We start from the raw sequence: 15,966 nt of genomic DNA on the forward strand, positions 1-15,966 counted from the left end.
GGACCGGGACCGGGCACAGGGCCGCCGCCGCGGCGACCCGGCCGTCCGTCAGGTTCTCGATCGTGCAGACGGCCGGCTCCCGGGGGTTCGGCCCCGCCCTGGTCGCGAAGCCGGGCCCGATCGCCTCCGTGGTGACCGGGCCCGGGCCCAAGTCACCGCTCGCCGGACTTCCCGGTGGGTGGCAGGGGGCGCTTGTAGTAGCGCCAGGGGAACCATCCGGCGCCGACGGGGATCCAACCCTCGGTCTCCATGCGGCGGTGGCGGGCGCCGGCGGCGAGGGTGACGCGGCAGTGCTCCCAGGGGTGTTCGGAGGCCTCCACCTCGTGGAACCAGGCTCCGTAGCCGACCAGGTGCCAGCCGTCGCGGCCGGCCTCCGCGAGGGCGGCCATCTCGTTGAAGGCGGTGAGCGGGGTCAGGACGCGGCGTTCGGGGCCGTCGGGGCCGGGGCCGGTGGGGTCGGGCGGGGCGGCGTTCGCGCCCTTGTCGGTGAAGCGCTGCTGGGCGGCCTGGCGGCTGACCCCCAGGACCCGTCCGACGGTGTCCCAGCTGTGGCCGGCGGCCCGGGCACCCTGGACGGCCTCGCGCAGCAGCCGGCTGGTCTCCTCGGCGCCGACCCGGGTGGCGTCCACCAGGCGCAGGTAGCCGGCGGGGTCGTGTTCGAGGGAGTCGGCCAGGCCTTCGGGGGCGGCGAGGACGGTGGCGGCGATCCCTTCCCGGATCCGGGTGATCTCCTGCGGGCTGAGCAGCGGTCCGTCGTTCATCGCGTGGCGCTCGCGGGGGTGTCGGGGCGCAGGGGTTCGAGGCGGTCGAGGGTCTCCTGGTCGCGGCGGGCCCGGTCCGTGGGGCGGGTTGCGGCGGCGCCGGTCGTGGCCCCGGCCCTCCGGTGGGCGACCAGGGCGCCGGCCGCGGCGACGAGCGCGAGGTCCGCCCCGATCAGGGCGATCGTTGCGGGCGTTGCGAGCCGGTCGGCGAACAGGCCGGTGAGGGCGGGCAGGACCGCCGTCAGCGGGAGGAGGGCCGGCAGGGCGGCGGAGGCTGGGGCGGGCGCGGGTCGGGCCGCCGTCGTCGGCGTCAGGATCGGCATGTGTCAAGGAAACCTTGACACCCTCGCCCTTGTCAAGACTTCCTTGACAAGGGCGAGGTGGCGGGGATCCCTACCGGCCGGGCCTGCTGACAGGCCGTCCGGACAAGCTGACGGAACGACGGGCCGACGGGCCGACGGGGGCCCTCCGCCCCCGGCCCGCCCCGGCGCGGCGGGTGCGGCGCGGCGCGTACGGCGGGTGCGGCGCGTACGGCGGGTGCGGCGGGAGACGCAGGTCACATCCGCCCGTGTCACAGGGAGCGGCGCTGTCTCGTCCCAGGAACGAGACCCACCGACGACGACCCCGAAGGAGCACCCCATGGACGCGCGACTGGACTACTTCGCCGACCCGACCGCCGGCAAGGTCCTCAAGCACTTCATGTCGGCGGGCAGGATCCTCAAGGACTCGCCGCTGCCCGCCGCGACGCAGGAGCTGGTGGCGCTGCGGGTCAGCCAGATCAACGGCTGCGCCGTCTGCATCGACATGCACAGCAAGGACGCCGCGGCCGCCGGCGAGAGCGCGGTGCGCCTGCACCTGGTGGCGGCGTGGCGGGAGGCCACCGTCTTCACCGGGCCCGAGCGGGCCGCGCTGGAGCTGGCGGAGCAGGGAACCCGGATCGCGGACGCGGGCGGCGGGGTCAGCGACGAGGTGTGGGCGCGGGCCGCCGGGCACTTCGACCAGGAGCAGCTGACCGCCCTGGTCGTGCTGATCTCGTTCATGAACACGGCGAACCGGCTGAACGTCATCGCCCGTCAGCCGGCCGGCAGTTACCGGGCCGGCCAGTTCCACTGAGCACCGCGCGCCCGGGGGGCGCGCCGCCGGAGGGCCGGCGGGCCCCGGGCCGTCGGGCACTACGCTGACCTGCCGGCGGGCTGCACCCGGTCGTGGAGGACGGCACGCGCCGACCGGCCCGGCCGGACGGGACACTTCGGGGAAGGGGAGCCCGCGTGAGCAAGGTCGAGGAGTTCGAGGAGCTGCGGCCGCTGCTGTTCTCGATCGCCTACCGGATCCTGGGCAGCGTGAGCGAGGCCGAGGACGCGGTGCAGGAGACCTGGCTGCGCTTCGACGGGTCGGCGACCCGGCCCGTGTCGGTCAAGGCCTTCCTGTCGGCCGCCGTCACCCGGATCTCGATCGACGTGCTGCGCTCGGCGCGGATGCGGCGCGAGGAGTACGTCGGGCCGTGGTTCCCCGAGCCGCTGCTGAGCGACCCGTACCAGGACCCGGCGCGCTCCGCGGAGCTGGCCGACTCGGTGTCGATGGCGGCGCTGCTCCTGCTGGAGCGGCTCAGCCCGCTGGAGCGGGCGGTGTTCCTGCTGCGGGAGGTGTTCGGCTTCGGGTTCGAGGAGATCGCCGCGGCGGTGGAGCGTTCGCAGGCGGCGTGCCGGCAGTTGCTGGTGCGGGCCCGGCGGCACATGGCGGCCGGGCGGCCGCGGTTCGCGGCGGACCGTCAGGAGCGGCAGGAGCTGGCGGCCCGGTTCTTCGAGGCGCTGAAGGACGGCGACGTGGACGGGCTGCGGCAACTGCTGGCCGCCGACGTGCAGTTGGTCGGGGACGGCGGCGGCCGGGCCCCGCAGCTGGCCAGGGCCGTCACCGGCGCGCAGAACGTGGCCCGGCTGCTGGCCGGCGTCCTGCCCCGGCTGTTCCAGGTCGAGGTGACGCTGGAGCAGCACGAGGTCAACGGCCAGCCCGGGGCGATCTTCCGCGACCGGGAGGGCCGGATCCTGCAGACCATGGTCCTCGACGTGCTCGACGGGCGGATCCAGGCCGTCCGCGCGGTGAGCAACCCCGACAAGCTCGGCCACCTCGGACCGGTCGCCGACGCCTGGGCCCTGGACCGTGAGATGAAGCAGGCCCGCCGGCCCCGCCCGCTGACCCCGCCCGCCGGCCCCGCCCGCTGACCCCGTCCGCAGGAACCGGACGCAGGAACCGCGCGGACGTGGCCGCCCCGCCCCCGTGCTCAGCCCGCCGCGAGGGGCGGGTCCTGCGGCCGGGGCGGGGCCTGGACCGGGGCCTGGGCCGGGTCCGGGGCCGGGGTGCGGGTGCCGCGCGGGTGTCCGGTGGCCGCCCGCAGGGTCACCGCGGCCGCGGCCCCCGCGAGCAGACCGCAGGTCAGGGCGGCCGGCACGCCGCTGCCGAGGCCCGCGGCCAGTTGCAGCAGCCCGCGGCCCGGGATCCTCGCGTCCAGCGGCATCCGCGTCAGCCGGCCGGCCAGCAGACCGAGGACGGTCGCGCAGACCGCGCCCACCGCCATCGCCGGCACCGTGACCCTGGTGAGCAGGGCGGGCAGCCTCCGCAGGGCGCACCACACCACGACGAGCAGCACCAGGTCGGGGCAGCGGTACAGCAGCCAGTCGCCGTCCGGGGCGCCCGCCGGGGCCGCCCAGGCGCCCAGCACCAGCCACTCGCGCAGGAGTTCACCCGGTTCGGAGAGGAGTCCCCCGCCGAGGGCGGCGGTCTGCAGGGCGGCGGCGACCGGCTGGTAGGAGAGGACCACCAGGGACAGCGCGACCACGCCCGTCCCGGCGGTGGCGGACAGGCGGGCGGCGCGCGCCGGGACGGCCTGCCGCGGCAGCGGGCCGGCGCCCTGCGCGGTGATCCGCGCCACCGACACGGTCACGGCCGCAGTGAGCAGCCCCAGCAGCACCAGCAGTTGCTGTCCCGAGGCGATGACACCGGCCAGCTGCGGCAGGAAGCGGTAACTGCCGTGCCCCGTCGCGGCGATCAGCCACGGCGCGGAGACGGTCACCGCGAGCGTGCCGGCCACCGGTGCCCAGGCCCACAGGGCGAGCAGCGCCGCCGTCGTGCGGCCGCGCACCGGCGGCAGCCGGCGGAGCAGGAACAGCGCCCCGGGGACGAAGAAGGCGAGGAGCGCGCCGTAGCGGATCTGCATCGCGGTGCTCCAGAGCGAGAGGTAGCGGGCGCCGGTGACGCCCGCGCCGCCGCCCGGGCCGGGCTCGGTGCCGAGCCGGACGCCGGGCGGCGGGTCGTAGGACCAGGGGGCGAGCCAGTGGTCGAGGTCGACGGCGCCCTGCCCGCCGAAGACGCCGCTGCTGCCCGGCAGGCGCAGCGCCTGTGTGCTCGCTCCCGCCCACCAGAGCAGTGCGGTGAGCAGCAGCCCCCCGACGAGTGCCGGTATCGCCGCGCGGCGGTAGGTCATGGTGTTCTCGGTCCCCGTCCTGCTGGGCACTCGGGTGTCGGCCCAGGTCGGGTGAGATTACGGGACGCCGCCCACGGCCCGGCGGTGCGGGGGTGCCGGGGGCGGGGCGAGCGGGGGGCGGGAACGGGACGAGCGGGGGCGGGGGCGGGACGGGGCGCCGATCCGCCGAACAGCTGACATCGCGTCGGCGGGACGTGGCGTTGCCCCGTGCCGCCGCGTGGCCCGGGCAGGGTCGGTGGGTGGAGCGGGCGCCGGCCGCGCGGCCGGGCCCCCGGGGCCCGGGGCGGCGGCGGGGGGTGTCGGCCCCGACCACCAGGCGCGGGCCCGGCGGGCCCGCAGGACGGAAGGACGTGACGGATGGCAGGCCGGCGGCCCGATCCCACCAGCACGCAGGGGCTCTCGCAGGGCGCGGCGCCCGTCGCGGCCAACCAGTCGCTGACGCTGGCGGCGATGCTGTTCGCGGTGTCGATGACGTTCATCGACCAGACGATCGTGTCGATCGCCGCGCCGGACATCATCCGTGAGCTGGGCCTGTCGGCGGTGGGGATGCAGTGGGTGGTGAACGCCTATCTGCTGTCGCTGGCGGCGTTCTTCGCGCTGGGCGGGCGGCTGGCGGACGTGCTGGGCCACAAGCGGATGATGCTGGTCGGGACGCTGACCTTCGTGATCGCCTCCGCGCTGTGCGGGGCGGTGCCCTCGGGCGGGGGCGCGGAGACCTGGCTGATCTGCTTCCGGGCGGTGCAGGGCCTGGGGGCGGCGCTGATGTTCCCGGCGGCGCTCGCGGTGGTGGTGGAGGTGTTCCCGGTGGAGCGGCGCGGGGGGGCGCTGGCGCTGTTCTTCGGGGTGGCGGGCGGCCTGACGGCGATCGGCCCGCTGCTCGGCGGCTGGCTGACCTCCTGGACCTGGCGGGCGATCTTCTGGGTCAACGTGCCGGTGGCGGTGGTCGCGGTGGTGCTGACGGTGCTGGCCGGGATCCGCAACACCGCGCGCCGGGAGCCGGTCGACTGGAGGGGCGCGTTCCTGGTGGCCGCCGGCATGGGGCTGAGCGTGCTGGGCCTGCAGCAGGCGGCGGCCTGGGGCTGGGACAGCTGGGCGACGTGGCTGTGCATCGTCGGGGGCCTGCTGGTGCTGGTGGTGTTCGGGCTGGTGGAGTTGCGCACCGAGCATCCGCTGATCAAGCTGCGGGTCTTCGCCGACCGGGCGTTCGCGGCGGACAACGCGGTGCTGTTCTTCGCCATGATCGCCTTCGTCCCGGTGTTCTTCTTCGCGTCGGTCTACGCGCAGGTGGCGCTGGACCAGTCCCCCAACGAGGCGGGCCTGTACCTGCTGGTCTTCTTCGCCGGCTTCGCCCCCGGCTCGCAGATCGGCGGGCGGATGCTGGACCGGCGCGGCGCGCGCCCGCCGATGCTGCTGGGCACGGCGGTGTCCGCGGTCGGCTTCGCGCTCTGGGCCTCGAAGATCACCGACCTGTCGCTGGGCGCGCAGTGGCCGTACATCGTGCTGGCGGGCGCGGGCATCGGGCTGCTGCTGACGCCGGCCTCCACCGACGCGGTCAACCGCTCGATCGACGCCTCCTACGGCGAGGTCACCGGGATCACCCAGACCGTGCGCAACTACTCCGCCAGCCTGGGCCTGGCGGTGCTGGGCACCGTCCTGCTGAACGGCACCGTCCGCAACGTGCAGCGGACCCTGGTCGACAACGGCGTGCCGGCCGACACCGCGCACCAGGTCGCCGACGGCATCACCGGGAGCATCACCGGCCACGGCTCCGGCGGGCAGAGCCCGGTCACCGGCGCCGGCAGCGCCCTGCTGGACGCCGTCCGGCACGACTTCGCCGAGGCGAACGGCCCCGTGCTGTACGGCATGGCGGCCGCCCTGGCGGTGGCCTTCCTGTGCGCGCTGCTGCATCCCGGCACCCGGGTCACCGCCACCACCGGCGCGCCCGCGGGCGCCGCCGCCCGCGAGAGCGGGAAGCCGGCCTGACCGTACGCCGGCGGCCGGCACCCGGCCTGGACGCCCACGGCCCCGGCTCCCCCGGCCTGGGCTCCCCCGTCCGGGGCCGCCGGGACGGTCCGCCGGCCGGCGCCCGAGGCGGAATTCTTTCGGAAATGATCAATTCCAGCAGGCGCCTGACGTGGCATCAGTTCACCCCCTAGCCTGGCGCCTGCCATCGCCCGATCAACTCCGAGGGGGGCGACGTATGTCCCGAAGCCGCAAGATCCACCGCCTCAGCAACCCCGACACCGACGAGCGCCGCGCGCAGCGCATGCTCTTCCGTCACCTGCGCGACGACACCACCGCCGACCGCGGGCGGATGACGCGGCGGGTGCAGGAGCTGCAGCTCCTGCTGGCGATGGACCCGGTGGAGTTCGAGCAGCTGATCGCCCGGCTGATGGCGGCGATGGGGATGAAGGTCGAGCTCACGGCCCGCTCGCGGGACGGCGGGGTGGACGTGCGCGGGATCGACACCGACCTCTTCCGCGGCGGGAACGTGATCGTGCAGGTGAAGCGGTACCGGGACACGGTGACGCCGTCGGCCGTGCGGGACCTGTACGGCACGCTGCAGGACGACCGGGCCGCGACGAAGGCGGTGCTCGTGACCACCAGCAGGTTCGGCCCCAGCTCGCACCAGTTCGTCGCGGGCAAGCCGATCGCGCTGATCAACGGCGCCGAGCTGGTCGGCCTGCTCAAGCACCACGGCTTCCACGAGGTGTTCGCGCCGGCCCGGCTCGCCGGCGCCGGCGAGGGCGGCGGGCCGGCCCTGCCGCAGGTCGCGGTGGCCGCCGAGCCCGCCCGGCTGCTGCTGCACTGGAGCGGCGAGGAGGAGTACGACATCGCGGCGCTGGTGTGCCGGGGCAACCGGGCGCTGTCGGACGAGCACCTGGTGTTCTACAACAACGGCTCCACGCCGGACGGTTCGGTGCGGCTGGTCACCGGCTACGGCGACGCCAACGCCTGCCTGATGGTCGACTTCGACGCGCTGCCCGCCGACGCCGACCGGCTGGTCATCGTCGCCGCGGCCGACACCGGCAACCACCCGGCGGCGACCATGGCCGGGTTCGCGGGGCCGGCGCTGATCCTGGAACCCGGCGCCGACCAGGCCCCGGCCGTGGTGCACCTGGCCGACGGCGCCCGCACCAACACCGCGATGCGCCTGGGCCGCTTCGACCGCGACAGCGCCGGGGACTGGGACTTCACCCCCGCCCTCGCCGGGTACCCCGGCGGACTGCACCAGGCCGTGGTCGCCTACGGCCTGGAGGTCGACGACGCGTAGCGCACGGGCTCAGCACACAGGCGCGGCGGAAGGACACGGCGGACGGCGTAGCGGACGGGCGCGGCGGACGGGCGGGCCGTGCGCGGCGGGGGGCGGCCACAGCTTGGACGGGGCCGACGGCGGGCCGGCGGCGCGGCTACCATCGGCGCTCCTGAACGATCTACCGGAGGTCCCACACATGATCCAGCGGTTCGGCACCGGCGAGCGGATGAGCGAGGCCGTGGTGCACAACGGCACGGTGTACCTGGCGGGCCAGGTCGCCGGGGACCTCACCCAGGGCGTCGAGGGGCAGACGAAGCAGGTGCTGGCCGCCGTCGACGCCCTGCTGGCGCAGGCCGGCAGCGACAAGTCCAAGGTGCTGCGCGCGGAGATCTTCCTCGCGAACGTCAAGGACTTCGCCGAGATGAACCTGGCCTGGGACGCCTGGGTGCCGGCCGGGGCCGCGCCCGCGCGCGCCACCGTGGAGGCGCAGCTCTACCGTCCCGAGGTGCTGGTCGAGATCATCGTGACCGCCGCGCTCTGACCCGGGCCGCCGTGCCCCGCCCGGGTCCGGACGGGGCACGGCCGGGTCCGGGTGGCGCCGGGCGGGCCCGTCGGGCGCTTGCTCGGGGCGGTCCCGATGACGTGGGTCTCGCTCTCGTCGTAGGGCGGCTGCCCCTTCTCGCCGGGGCCGCCGTAGAGGTCGACGAAGAACGGTAGCGGCTCCAGGGTCTGCCCGCAGAGCCGTCGTCCGGATGCCGGCCGTCGACGGTCACGAACCACTGATCGACCGTCGGGCACGGGCACCTCCTCCCCCGGTCCCGGGCGGGCGACGCCGGGCCCGGGAGCGACAGGGACGGCGGGAAGCGGCGAGGGCGGAGGTCAGCCCCGGGCCGGGCAGGCGGGCTCGTGCCAGGTGGTGCGGGAGACCGCGCCGCCGGGCAGCAGCCGCTCGCTGCTCCAGGTCCGGCAGCAGCGGCCGGGCCCGGTGCGGGGGCGGGTGCCGGCCGTCGCGGACCTGGCGGGCGCGGACCTGGCGGGCGCAGGTCTGACGGGCGCAGGTCTGACGGGGGCGGGTCTGACGGGGGCGGGCCCGGCGGGCAGGGGGGTGGCGGGAGCCGGGGCGGGGCGGTGGCGGCGGCGCCCGGTCGAGGAGGTCGTCATGCAACGGGCTCTGCCCACCGGGCGCACCAGGTCAACCGCCACGTCACCCGAACGGCCCAGCCGGCGCCCGGGCGGGCCCGCGCCCTTCGGGGGGCGTCAGCACTTCGCTGCGTCCTCGATCTTGATCTTCATCGGCCAGTTGATGCCGTGCGGGGTGGTCTTGCCGGACCAGGTGGCCTTGGCCTGGTTGGGGTTCACGCACTCCCAGTACTGGTTGAACATCCACAGCTTCACGCGGTCGTCGTTGCGGGAGTTGTAGACCTTCAGGGCCCGCTGGGCGGTCTCCGACAGGGGCTGCTCACCGAGGTCCTTGTACTTGGCCACCGGGGTGGTGGACGACTCGGTGGCGTAGAAGCAGACGTAGGGCCAGTCGCAGCCGTAGCGGGAGGTGGCCTGGGCGCTGGGCACGGCGACGACGGTGAGCGAGGCGAAGGCGGCGGCCGCGAGGGCCGCGCCGGCGTATCGGCGCACGTTCATGAAGGGTCTCTCCTCGGACGGACGGGCGGACAGGGCGCGGGGCGCGGGGTGCGGGGTGCCGGGTGCGGGGTGCGGGGTGCGGGTTCCCGCCGCCGCCCCCGAGCGCGGCGGCGGGAACAGGAGAAAACCTAGGCCCGGGGCCGCGGGAGGATCGACCGGCCGCGGGTGGAACTCCTCTACGCCGGAGGTTCACTGATCCGGCGTCGACATCCGCGTGGGCCGCAGCGCTCTCATACCACCGCGGTAGTCGACCCGGTGCGGGCCGGGGCCGCGCACCGCACCCGACCCGAGCAGGACGGGGGCGGGGGCGGGGGCGGGAGGGGACGCGGGTTGCGGGGCCGAGGGCGGCGTGGGCGTCGGCGGCGTGGGCGTCGGCGGCGTGGGCGTGGGCGGCGTGGGCTGGGCTGGGCTGGGCTGGGCCGGGCCGGGGTCAGTGGTCCCGACGGTCGGCGGTGGTGTGCCCGGGGACGACCAGTCCGCTCTCGTAGGCGAAGACCACCGCCTGGGCGCGGCTGGAGAGGCCCAGTTTGCCCATGACGCGGTTGAGGTGGGTCTTGATGGTGGCCTCGCTCAGGAAGAGCCGCTCGGCGATCTCGCCGTTGGTACGGCCGGAGGCGACCTGCAGCAGGACCTCGCGTTCGCGGTTGGTGACGGTGTGCCAGGCGGGCGGGAGGTCGTCGGCGGGGCGGGCGGGCGGCGCGTAGGCCTCGATCAGGCGGCGGGTGACCGAGGGGGCGAACAGCATGTCGCCGGCGGCCACCGCGTGGACGGCGGCGATCAGGCGCTCGGGCGGGGTCTCCTTCAGCAGGAACCCGCTGGCGCCGGCCCGCAGGGCGTCGTAGACGTACCCGTCGAGGTCGAAGGTGGTGAGCACGATGACCCGGGTCCCGGCGGTGTCGGGGCGGGCGAGCAGGCGCCGGGTGGCCTGGATGCCGTCGGTGCCGGGCATCCGGATGTCCATCAGGACCACGTCGGGCGAGGTCCGCGCCACCTGCTGCACGGCGTCCTCGCCGTCGCAGGCCTCGCCGACGACCTCCACCCCGGGGGCCATCCGCAGCAGGGCGCACAGGCCGGCCCGGACGAGGATCTGGTCGTCGGCCACCAGGACTGTGGGCATCGTCGGGCATCCTCATCTGGGGGCCGGCCTCGGCGGGCGAGGCGACGGCTACGGGGACCGGGGGGCGTCGGGGCGGGCGCCTCGGGCGAGCGGGACCGGAAGGCTGAGCAGCACCTCGAAGCCGCCCTGGGCGCGGGGGCCGGCGCTGAGCGTCCCCCGGTAGATCCTGGCGCGTTCGCGCATGCCGATCAAGCCGTGTCCGGTGGCCGGTCGGTGGGCGGGTGCGGCCGGCGCCCGGCCGTCGTCGGTGATCCGCACGGTGAGGGCCCGCGGGTCGTAGCGGACGGTCACCGTGGCGGTGGCGGGGCCGGCGTGCCGCAGGACGTTGGTCAGGGCCTCCTGGACGACCCGGTACGCGCACAGGTCCATGCCCGGCGGGAGGGCGCGGGGCTCGCCGTCGACGCGCAGGTCGACCGGGGTGCCCGCGGCCCGCACCCGGCGCAGCATTTCGTCGAGGCGGTCCAGGCCGGGGGCGGGGGTGTAGCGCTCCGGGGAGTGGTCGTCGTCGCGGGGGCCGGGGGCGGTGGGGGGAAGGTCCTCGGGGTCGACGCGCAGCAGGGTGAGCAGGCGGCGCAGTTCCTCCAGCGCTTCGCGGCCGGTGGCGGCGATGGTGTCCAGGGCGCCGCGGGCGGTGGCGGGGTCGGCGTCGAAGACGTAGGAGGCCATGCCGGCCTGGAGGGAGACGACGGACAGGTGGTGGGCGACGACGTCGTGCAGTTCGCGGGCTATCCGCACGCGTTCCTCGGTGACGGCCTGCAGGGCGCGGGCCTCCTGTTCGGCTCGCAGGCGCCGGGTCAGTTCGGCGAGGTGGCGGCTGCGTTCGGCGGCGCGTCCGGCGGTGCGTCCGAAGAAGACCATCACCAGGGGGAAGGCTGCGGCCTGGACGAGGACGGTCTTCATCGATCCGTACCCGGCGTGCGCCGCGCCGGCGAACAGCCAGGCCGCGCCGACGGCGCCGGCGCCCAGGGCCGCGGTGCGGGTGGGGCGGGCGGCGGCGACGGTGTAGAGCGCGAGCAGGGAGGCCGGGGAGTTGACCACCGGCCAGTACCCGCAGGCGATGTAGGTGCTCCACAGGGCGACGACGGTGGCGAGCACCGGTACGGGCGCGATCCGCCGGGCGACCAGGGCCGCGCTCACCAGGAGGGTCAGGGCGGTGCCGGTGGCGTCCAGGGCGTGCCAGGGGGCGGGGGGTGGTTCCTGTCCGAGCAGCAGGCTCGCGGTGGCGTACGCCGTGGCGAGCAGGGAGTCGACCGCCAGGGGTCGGCGCCGGCCCTTCGCGGGCCGGTCGGGGTGTTCCGGTTCCGGGCGCACCGGCGCAGCCTACGGCCTGGCGGGCGGGTGGTTCATCGGCCGGACGCGGTAGCCGCACTACCGCGCTGGTCGCAGTCGGGGGCGGGCGGGCGCTCCTGGCGCGGGCGGTGACGGGTGGCCAGGCGGGGGTGCGGCCGGCGGCCCGGGGTTCGCCGGTGCCGCCGGCGTGGGTGCGAGGTGCCGGTGCGGGGTGTGGTGGCGGTGCGGGGTGTGGCAGGTCATCGGCCGGCGCGGGCCTGGACGGCGGCGACGTAGCGCCTGGTGAGCAGCATCGGGGCGAGGAACCCGGCGATCTGGACGAGGGTGGCGGTGGTGGAGTGGCCCTGGCCGGCGTGGGCGAGGGCGGCCAGGACGGCGGCGGTGGCGGCGAAGGCGAGCGTCCACAGGGCGGTGACGAGGGTGTTGGTGCGGACGAACAGCGGCTGGTCCCAGAGTTCGGGCGGCGTGGACTGCTTGGCGATACCGAGGGTGAAGGGCCGGCGGAGCGCCAGCGAGGCCCCCGCGATCAGGGCGAGCACCGCGGAGGACAGCGCCGCGGAGTAGGGGTGGAGGGAGGAGTGGGGGTCGGTGAAGGCCAGGGCCGCCAGGGCGGCGAAGAAGACGGCCGAGCCGCACTCGATGATCAGTGCGTCCGGGCGGGCCCCGGCGGCGCGCTGCTTGAGGATCACCGCGACGGCGACGAGCAGGCCCGCGAGCGCGGCCCACTGCCAGTGGGCGGACGGCAGGACGGCGTAGACGATCCAGGGCAGGAAGGTGAGGACGTACGTCATGGTGGTGCTCCCCCGGTGGTGTTCGTTCGGTGATGGTCGTTCGGTGATGTTGGTTGGGTATGGCTGATCTGACATGTCGAAAGTAGAAGGTCGAGACTGACATGTCAATACAGGAAGGTCAGGGTAGGGTGGGGTCATGAGCCTTCGACACGCCCTGCTGGGACTCCTCTCGGACCGCCCCGCGAGCGGATACGACCTGCTGAAGCTGTTCGAGACGTCGCTCGCCAACGCCTGGCCGGCGACCCAGAGCCAGGTCTACACCGAACTGGCCAGGCTGGCCGACGCCGAGCTGGTCACGGTCTCGGCCCAGGGCCCGCGCGGGCGCAAGGAGTACACGATCACCGATGCGGGACTGGCCGAGCTGCGGCACTGGCTCACCGGGACCACGCCGGTCCAGCACACCCGCAGCGACCTCCTGCTGCGGGTCTTCTTCCTCGGCGTCCTCACCCCCGAACAGGGCCGGGAGTACCTGGGGTGGCTGGCCGACATCTCCGCCCAGGGCCACCGGCGGCTGCGCGCCGTCGAGGAGTCCGTCGACTGGGACGAGGACGACCTGTCGGCGTACGGCCGGATCGCCCTGGAGTACGGGCTGCGCTTCAACGCCATGCGCCGCGAGTGGGCCGAGTGGGCGGCCGGGCAGATCCAGGCCCCGGGGGCGGGCGCGCCCGCCCCCGGGCGGGACGGTGGCCGGATCTGACAGAAAGCCGTCATTGCGGCCATCGGTGGGCCGCACGACGATAGGGGCATGTCAGCTCCCCGCCGTGTCGTCATCGTGGTGTTCCCCGACGTCGACCTCCTCGACGTCACCGGCCCGGCCGAGGTCTTCGCGCTCGCCAACCGGGAGATCACCGGCCGGGAGACCGCGTGCGGGGAAGGCCCGCAGGGCGGCGCCCGGGCCGGGTACCTGGTGCAGCTGGCCGGTCCGGGCGGCGGGGCGGTGACCACCTCGGCCGGGGTGCGGCTGCTCGCGGACCTGTCCTTCGCCGAGGTCGGCGGGGTGCTGGACACGCTGCTGGTGCCCGGGGCGGTCGACCCGGGGCCCGACGGACCGGTGGCCCGGATCGACCCCGACGTCGTGCGGTGGGTGCGGGAGACCGCGCCGCAGGCCCGCCGGGTGGCGTCGGTGTGCGTGGGCGCGCACCTGCTGGCGGCCGCCGGACTGCTGGACGGCCGCAGGGTCACCACGCACTGGTCGACCGCCGCGCAACTGGCCGCGGACCATCCCGAGGTGACGGTGGACCCGGACCCGATCTTCCTGCGGTCGGGCAACGTGTGGACGGGGGCCGGGATCAGCGCCTGCATGGACCTCGCGCTGGCCCTGGTCGCCGAGGACCTCGGCGAGGAGATCGCGCTGGCGGTGGCCCGCCAGCTGGTGATGTACCTCAAGCGCCAGGGCGGGCAGAGCCAGTTCTCCGTCCCGCTCAGCCGCCCGCCCGCGGCCCGCCGGGACATCGACGAGCTGCGGATGTTCATCGCCGACCACCTCGACGGCGACCTGTCCGCCCCCGCCCTGGCGCAGCGCATGCACCTGAGCGAGCGTCACTTCGCGCGGGTGTTCCGCCAGGAGACGGGCACCAGCCCCGCCTCCTACGTCGAGGCCGCCCGGGTGGAGGCGGTGCGGCGTCTGCTGGAGAGCACCGACCAGCCCCTGGAGCAGGTCGCGGCCGCCTGCGGGATCGGCTCGGTGGAGACCCTGCACCGGGCGCTGCGCAAGCAGACCGGCACCTCACCGGCGGCCTACCGCCGCCGCTTCCGCACCACCGGCTGACCCACCGCACCGGCCCGTCCACCGCACCGGCACGGCCGACCGCACCCGCACGTCCGACCGACCGACCGGGCCCACTCACCGCGCACCGGCACGGCCGACCGCACCCGCACGTCCGGGCCCGGCACGTCCCCGAACCTCCTGCCCTCGGCACACCCGTGCCCGGCGCGGCTTCGCCGTGCCCTCGTCCCCCTTCCGGAAGGAATCCCTGATGACCGTCTCCACGACCCTGCGTGACGTGATCGGCCTCGACAACCGGCTGCCGCGGCTGGCCGGCGCCACCCTCGTCCTGATCGATTTCCAGGAGACCTACCGCGGCGGGGTGATGGCCCTGGAGGGCGCCGAGCAGGCGCTGGCGGCCGGCGCCCGGCTGCTGGCCGCCGCCCGGGCCGCCGGCGTGCCGGTGGTGCACGTCGTCAACGACGGCGGTGCGGGCACCCCCTACGACATCCGGGCGCAGATCGGCGCGATCAGCCCCGAGGTCGCCCCGGCCGAGGGGGAGCCGGTGGTGGTCAAGCAGTTCCCGGACGCCTTCCGCGACACGGAGCTGGAGAAGACCCTGCGCGCGGTGGGGGCCGGGAGCGAGCTGGTGCTGGCCGGCTTCATGACGCACATGTGCGTCGCCTTCACCGCCCAGGGCGCCTTCACCGCCGGCTACCGGCCCACCGTGGTGGCCGAGGCCACCGCCACCCGCTCGCTGGCCGCCCCCGACGGCACCGTCCTTGCCGCCGCCGTGCTGCAGAGCGCCGCCCTGACCACCGTCGCCGACCTGTTCGGCACCGTCGCCGCCACCGTCGAGGACCTCCTCACCGCCCCCTGACCGGCCGCCCTCTGACCGGCCGCCCCGGAACAGCGGGCCCCTGACCAGCGGCCCCCTGTTCAACGGCCCCTGACCCGCCGTCGGCCCCGTGCCCGGCCGCCGCCCCCGCCGGGGCGCGCGGCGGGCGCGGGGGCGGCGGCCCGGTGCTCACGGCGGAATGTCGGCGCGCACCTGTGTCCGCCCGGGGCGCTACGGCCGAAGGCGCTCGGCTGCCGGGCCGGTTCGGGCTCGGCAAGGACCGGACGCCCGGCGCATTCGGGAGGCGTCACGGGCGGAGGATGCGGGACACTTCGGCGGATGATCGTGATGCAGCCCGTCCTGGAGATCACCACCACTGAAGGCTTCGACCTCTGGCCGGTGGCGGAGAGCGAGCCGTTCGGCTTCCTGCCCCTCAGCGGCGAACTGTCGCCCGCCGAGGTCGGGACGGCGGTGATGCGCATCGCCGCTTGCAACGACGTCGACCCCGACGGCGAACGCCCGCCCCGGCCGTTGGACCCGCTCGCCTCCTTCCTCCACGGACTGCTGACCTTCGACGACCTCTTCGCGGCCGGCGGCCTGCGGGTGAGCGACGACTCCACCGGCATCACGTTCCTGCCCGGCTGCTGCGACGGACTGGAGGACTGGCGCGACTGGCGCAGGCTCCTCGACAGCGGCGGCCTGCTCGGCTTCGGCCACGAACCCGTGTCACCGGTCGCGGAGCGCTTCGGCGACGCCGTCCGGCTCACGGTCGACGCCGGGCGGAGCGACAGTCCGGTGATCGAACTGTCCCTGGCCGAACTGCGCCACCTGCTCGCCGGTGCCGAGCGCGACCTCACCGACTTCCTCACGTCGGCCGCCGACTGGGTCGGGCAGCACCTGCCCGGCCACCGGGCTCCCGTCACCGCCGCCCTCGCCCGGGCTCTCGACCTGCCCGCGCCGGCCGTAGCGCAGGAGCAGTAGACAGGAGCAGTGGCGCGGGAGCAGCAGCGTAGGGGGCCCGCTCCCGCGGTCGACGAAGACTGCGCACGGCACGGCACGGCACGGCACGGGCCGGGGCGCGCGGCGGGCGCG

16 protein-coding genes are annotated in these 15,966 nt (G+C 75.5%); 9 read left to right on the forward strand and 7 right to left on the reverse strand.

The genetic code is table 11. The features are described 5' to 3' along the window. Window positions 1-152: 152 nt before the first annotated feature. A complete protein-coding gene (locus J2S46_RS40585; protein ID WP_191294386.1) occupies window positions 153-761 on the reverse strand; it encodes a hypothetical protein in 609 nt (202 codons plus the stop codon). Then, entirely contained in the window at window positions 758-1,084 is a 327-nt protein-coding gene (locus tag J2S46_RS40590; RefSeq protein WP_191294385.1) for a hypothetical protein, read from the reverse strand. Before J2S46_RS40590 ends, J2S46_RS40585 begins: the two co-directional genes overlap by 4 nt. 316 nt (window positions 1,085-1,400) lie before the next feature. On the opposite strand from J2S46_RS40590, the gene J2S46_RS40595 reads away from it, so the two are divergent. Then, entirely contained in the window at window positions 1,401-1,874 is a 474-nt protein-coding gene (locus J2S46_RS40595; protein WP_191294384.1) for a carboxymuconolactone decarboxylase family protein, read from the forward strand. Window positions 1,875-2,029: 155 nt separating this feature from the next. Further along, on the forward strand, window positions 2,030-2,980 hold the full coding sequence (locus tag J2S46_RS40600) for an RNA polymerase sigma-70 factor (protein ID WP_191294383.1): 951 nt from the start codon (window positions 2,030-2,032) through the stop codon (window positions 2,978-2,980). Between the two features lie 59 nt (window positions 2,981-3,039). Here the strand turns inward: J2S46_RS40600 and J2S46_RS40605 are convergent, their stop codons facing one another. After that, on the reverse strand, window positions 3,040-4,239 hold the full coding sequence (locus tag J2S46_RS40605) for a hypothetical protein (protein WP_191294382.1): 1,200 nt from the start codon (window positions 4,237-4,239) through the stop codon (window positions 3,040-3,042). Between the two features lie 357 nt (window positions 4,240-4,596). Here J2S46_RS40605 and J2S46_RS40610 point away from each other — a divergent pair, with 357 nt between their 5' ends. The 3 genes from J2S46_RS40610 (at window position 4,597) to J2S46_RS40620 (ending at window position 8,036) form a co-directional block, all read left to right on the forward strand. Further along, window positions 4,597-6,222, forward strand: a complete 1,626-nt coding sequence (locus tag J2S46_RS40610; protein WP_229913377.1) for an MFS transporter — start codon at window positions 4,597-4,599, stop codon at window positions 6,220-6,222. 217 nt (window positions 6,223-6,439) lie between these two features. After that, a complete protein-coding gene (locus J2S46_RS40615; protein WP_191294381.1) occupies window positions 6,440-7,513 on the forward strand; it encodes a restriction endonuclease in 1,074 nt (357 codons plus the stop codon). A 178-nt stretch (window positions 7,514-7,691) separates the two neighbouring features. Beyond that, complete coding sequence (locus J2S46_RS40620; RefSeq protein WP_191294380.1) at window positions 7,692-8,036, forward strand: RidA family protein; 345 nt, start codon at window positions 7,692-7,694, stop codon at window positions 8,034-8,036. 716 nt (window positions 8,037-8,752) lie between these two features. Here J2S46_RS40620 and J2S46_RS40625 read toward each other — a convergent pair. The 4 genes from J2S46_RS40625 to J2S46_RS40640 all read right to left on the reverse strand — a co-directional run bounded on the left by J2S46_RS40625 (window position 8,753) and on the right by J2S46_RS40640 (window position 12,406). Further along, on the reverse strand, window positions 8,753-9,133 hold the full coding sequence (locus tag J2S46_RS40625; protein ID WP_190215104.1) for a hypothetical protein: 381 nt from the start codon (window positions 9,131-9,133) through the stop codon (window positions 8,753-8,755). Window positions 9,134-9,563: 430 nt separating this feature from the next. Further along, window positions 9,564-10,250 (reverse strand): response regulator, encoded by a 687-nt coding sequence (locus tag J2S46_RS40630; protein ID WP_191294378.1) that lies wholly within the window; start codon window positions 10,248-10,250, stop codon window positions 9,564-9,566. A 48-nt stretch (window positions 10,251-10,298) separates the two neighbouring features. Further along, window positions 10,299-11,561, reverse strand: a complete 1,263-nt coding sequence (locus tag J2S46_RS40635) for a sensor histidine kinase (protein ID WP_191294377.1) — start codon at window positions 11,559-11,561, stop codon at window positions 10,299-10,301. Window positions 11,562-11,779: 218 nt separating this feature from the next. After that, a complete protein-coding gene (locus J2S46_RS40640; protein ID WP_229913376.1) occupies window positions 11,780-12,406 on the reverse strand; it encodes a hypothetical protein in 627 nt (208 codons plus the stop codon). Between the two features lie 61 nt (window positions 12,407-12,467). Between J2S46_RS40640 and J2S46_RS40645 the strand changes: the two genes are divergently transcribed. The 4 genes from J2S46_RS40645 (at window position 12,468) to J2S46_RS40660 (ending at window position 15,855) form a co-directional block, all read left to right on the forward strand. Further along, complete coding sequence (locus J2S46_RS40645) at window positions 12,468-13,028, forward strand: PadR family transcriptional regulator (protein WP_191294376.1); 561 nt, start codon at window positions 12,468-12,470, stop codon at window positions 13,026-13,028. A gap of 48 nt (window positions 13,029-13,076) precedes the next feature. Further along, window positions 13,077-14,099 carry a GlxA family transcriptional regulator gene (locus J2S46_RS40650; RefSeq protein ID WP_191294375.1) on the forward strand — a complete coding sequence of 341 codons (1,023 nt, stop codon included), beginning with the start codon at window positions 13,077-13,079 and terminating at the stop codon, window positions 14,097-14,099. Window positions 14,100-14,307: 208 nt separating this feature from the next. Next, window positions 14,308-14,916, forward strand: a complete 609-nt coding sequence (locus J2S46_RS40655; protein WP_191294374.1) for an isochorismatase family protein — start codon at window positions 14,308-14,310, stop codon at window positions 14,914-14,916. Window positions 14,917-15,213: 297 nt separating this feature from the next. Beyond that, window positions 15,214-15,855: a hypothetical protein gene (locus J2S46_RS40660; RefSeq protein ID WP_191294373.1), complete on the forward strand. Its 642-nt coding sequence runs from the start codon at window positions 15,214-15,216 to the stop codon at window positions 15,853-15,855. The last annotated feature ends 111 nt before the right edge of the window (window positions 15,856-15,966 follow it).

Origin of the sequence: Kitasatospora herbaricolor, from assembly GCF_030813695.1 — a bacterium.
GTDB lineage: Bacteria > Actinomycetota > Actinomycetes > Streptomycetales > Streptomycetaceae > Kitasatospora > Kitasatospora herbaricolor.

What these genes read in the sequence shown, in the direction of transcription:
- J2S46_RS40585 (WP_191294386.1), bottom strand. Translation starts at nt 761, where the DNA reads ATGAACGACGGACCGCTGCTCAGCCCGCAGGAGATCACCCGGATCCGG.
- J2S46_RS40590 (WP_191294385.1), bottom strand. Translation starts at nt 1,084, where the DNA reads ATGCCGATCCTGACGCCGACGACGGCGGCCCGACCCGCGCCCGCCCCA.
- J2S46_RS40595 (WP_191294384.1), top strand. Translation starts at nt 1,401, where the DNA reads ATGGACGCGCGACTGGACTACTTCGCCGACCCGACCGCCGGCAAGGTC.
- J2S46_RS40605 (WP_191294382.1), bottom strand. Translation starts at nt 4,239, where the DNA reads ATGACCTACCGCCGCGCGGCGATACCGGCACTCGTCGGGGGGCTGCTG.
- J2S46_RS40610 (WP_229913377.1), top strand. Translation starts at nt 4,597, where the DNA reads ATGGCAGGCCGGCGGCCCGATCCCACCAGCACGCAGGGGCTCTCGCAG.
- J2S46_RS40615 (WP_191294381.1), top strand. Translation starts at nt 6,440, where the DNA reads ATGTCCCGAAGCCGCAAGATCCACCGCCTCAGCAACCCCGACACCGAC.
- J2S46_RS40620 (WP_191294380.1), top strand. Translation starts at nt 7,692, where the DNA reads ATGATCCAGCGGTTCGGCACCGGCGAGCGGATGAGCGAGGCCGTGGTG.
- J2S46_RS40625 (WP_190215104.1), bottom strand. Translation starts at nt 9,133, where the DNA reads ATGAACGTGCGCCGATACGCCGGCGCGGCCCTCGCGGCCGCCGCCTTC.
- J2S46_RS40630 (WP_191294378.1), bottom strand. Translation starts at nt 10,250, where the DNA reads ATGCCCACAGTCCTGGTGGCCGACGACCAGATCCTCGTCCGGGCCGGC.
- J2S46_RS40640 (WP_229913376.1), bottom strand. Translation starts at nt 12,406, where the DNA reads ATGTCAGATCAGCCATACCCAACCAACATCACCGAACGACCATCACCG.
- J2S46_RS40645 (WP_191294376.1), top strand. Translation starts at nt 12,468, where the DNA reads ATGAGCCTTCGACACGCCCTGCTGGGACTCCTCTCGGACCGCCCCGCG.
- J2S46_RS40650 (WP_191294375.1), top strand. Translation starts at nt 13,077, where the DNA reads ATGTCAGCTCCCCGCCGTGTCGTCATCGTGGTGTTCCCCGACGTCGAC.
- J2S46_RS40655 (WP_191294374.1), top strand. Translation starts at nt 14,308, where the DNA reads ATGACCGTCTCCACGACCCTGCGTGACGTGATCGGCCTCGACAACCGG.
- J2S46_RS40660 (WP_191294373.1), top strand. Translation starts at nt 15,214, where the DNA reads ATGATCGTGATGCAGCCCGTCCTGGAGATCACCACCACTGAAGGCTTC.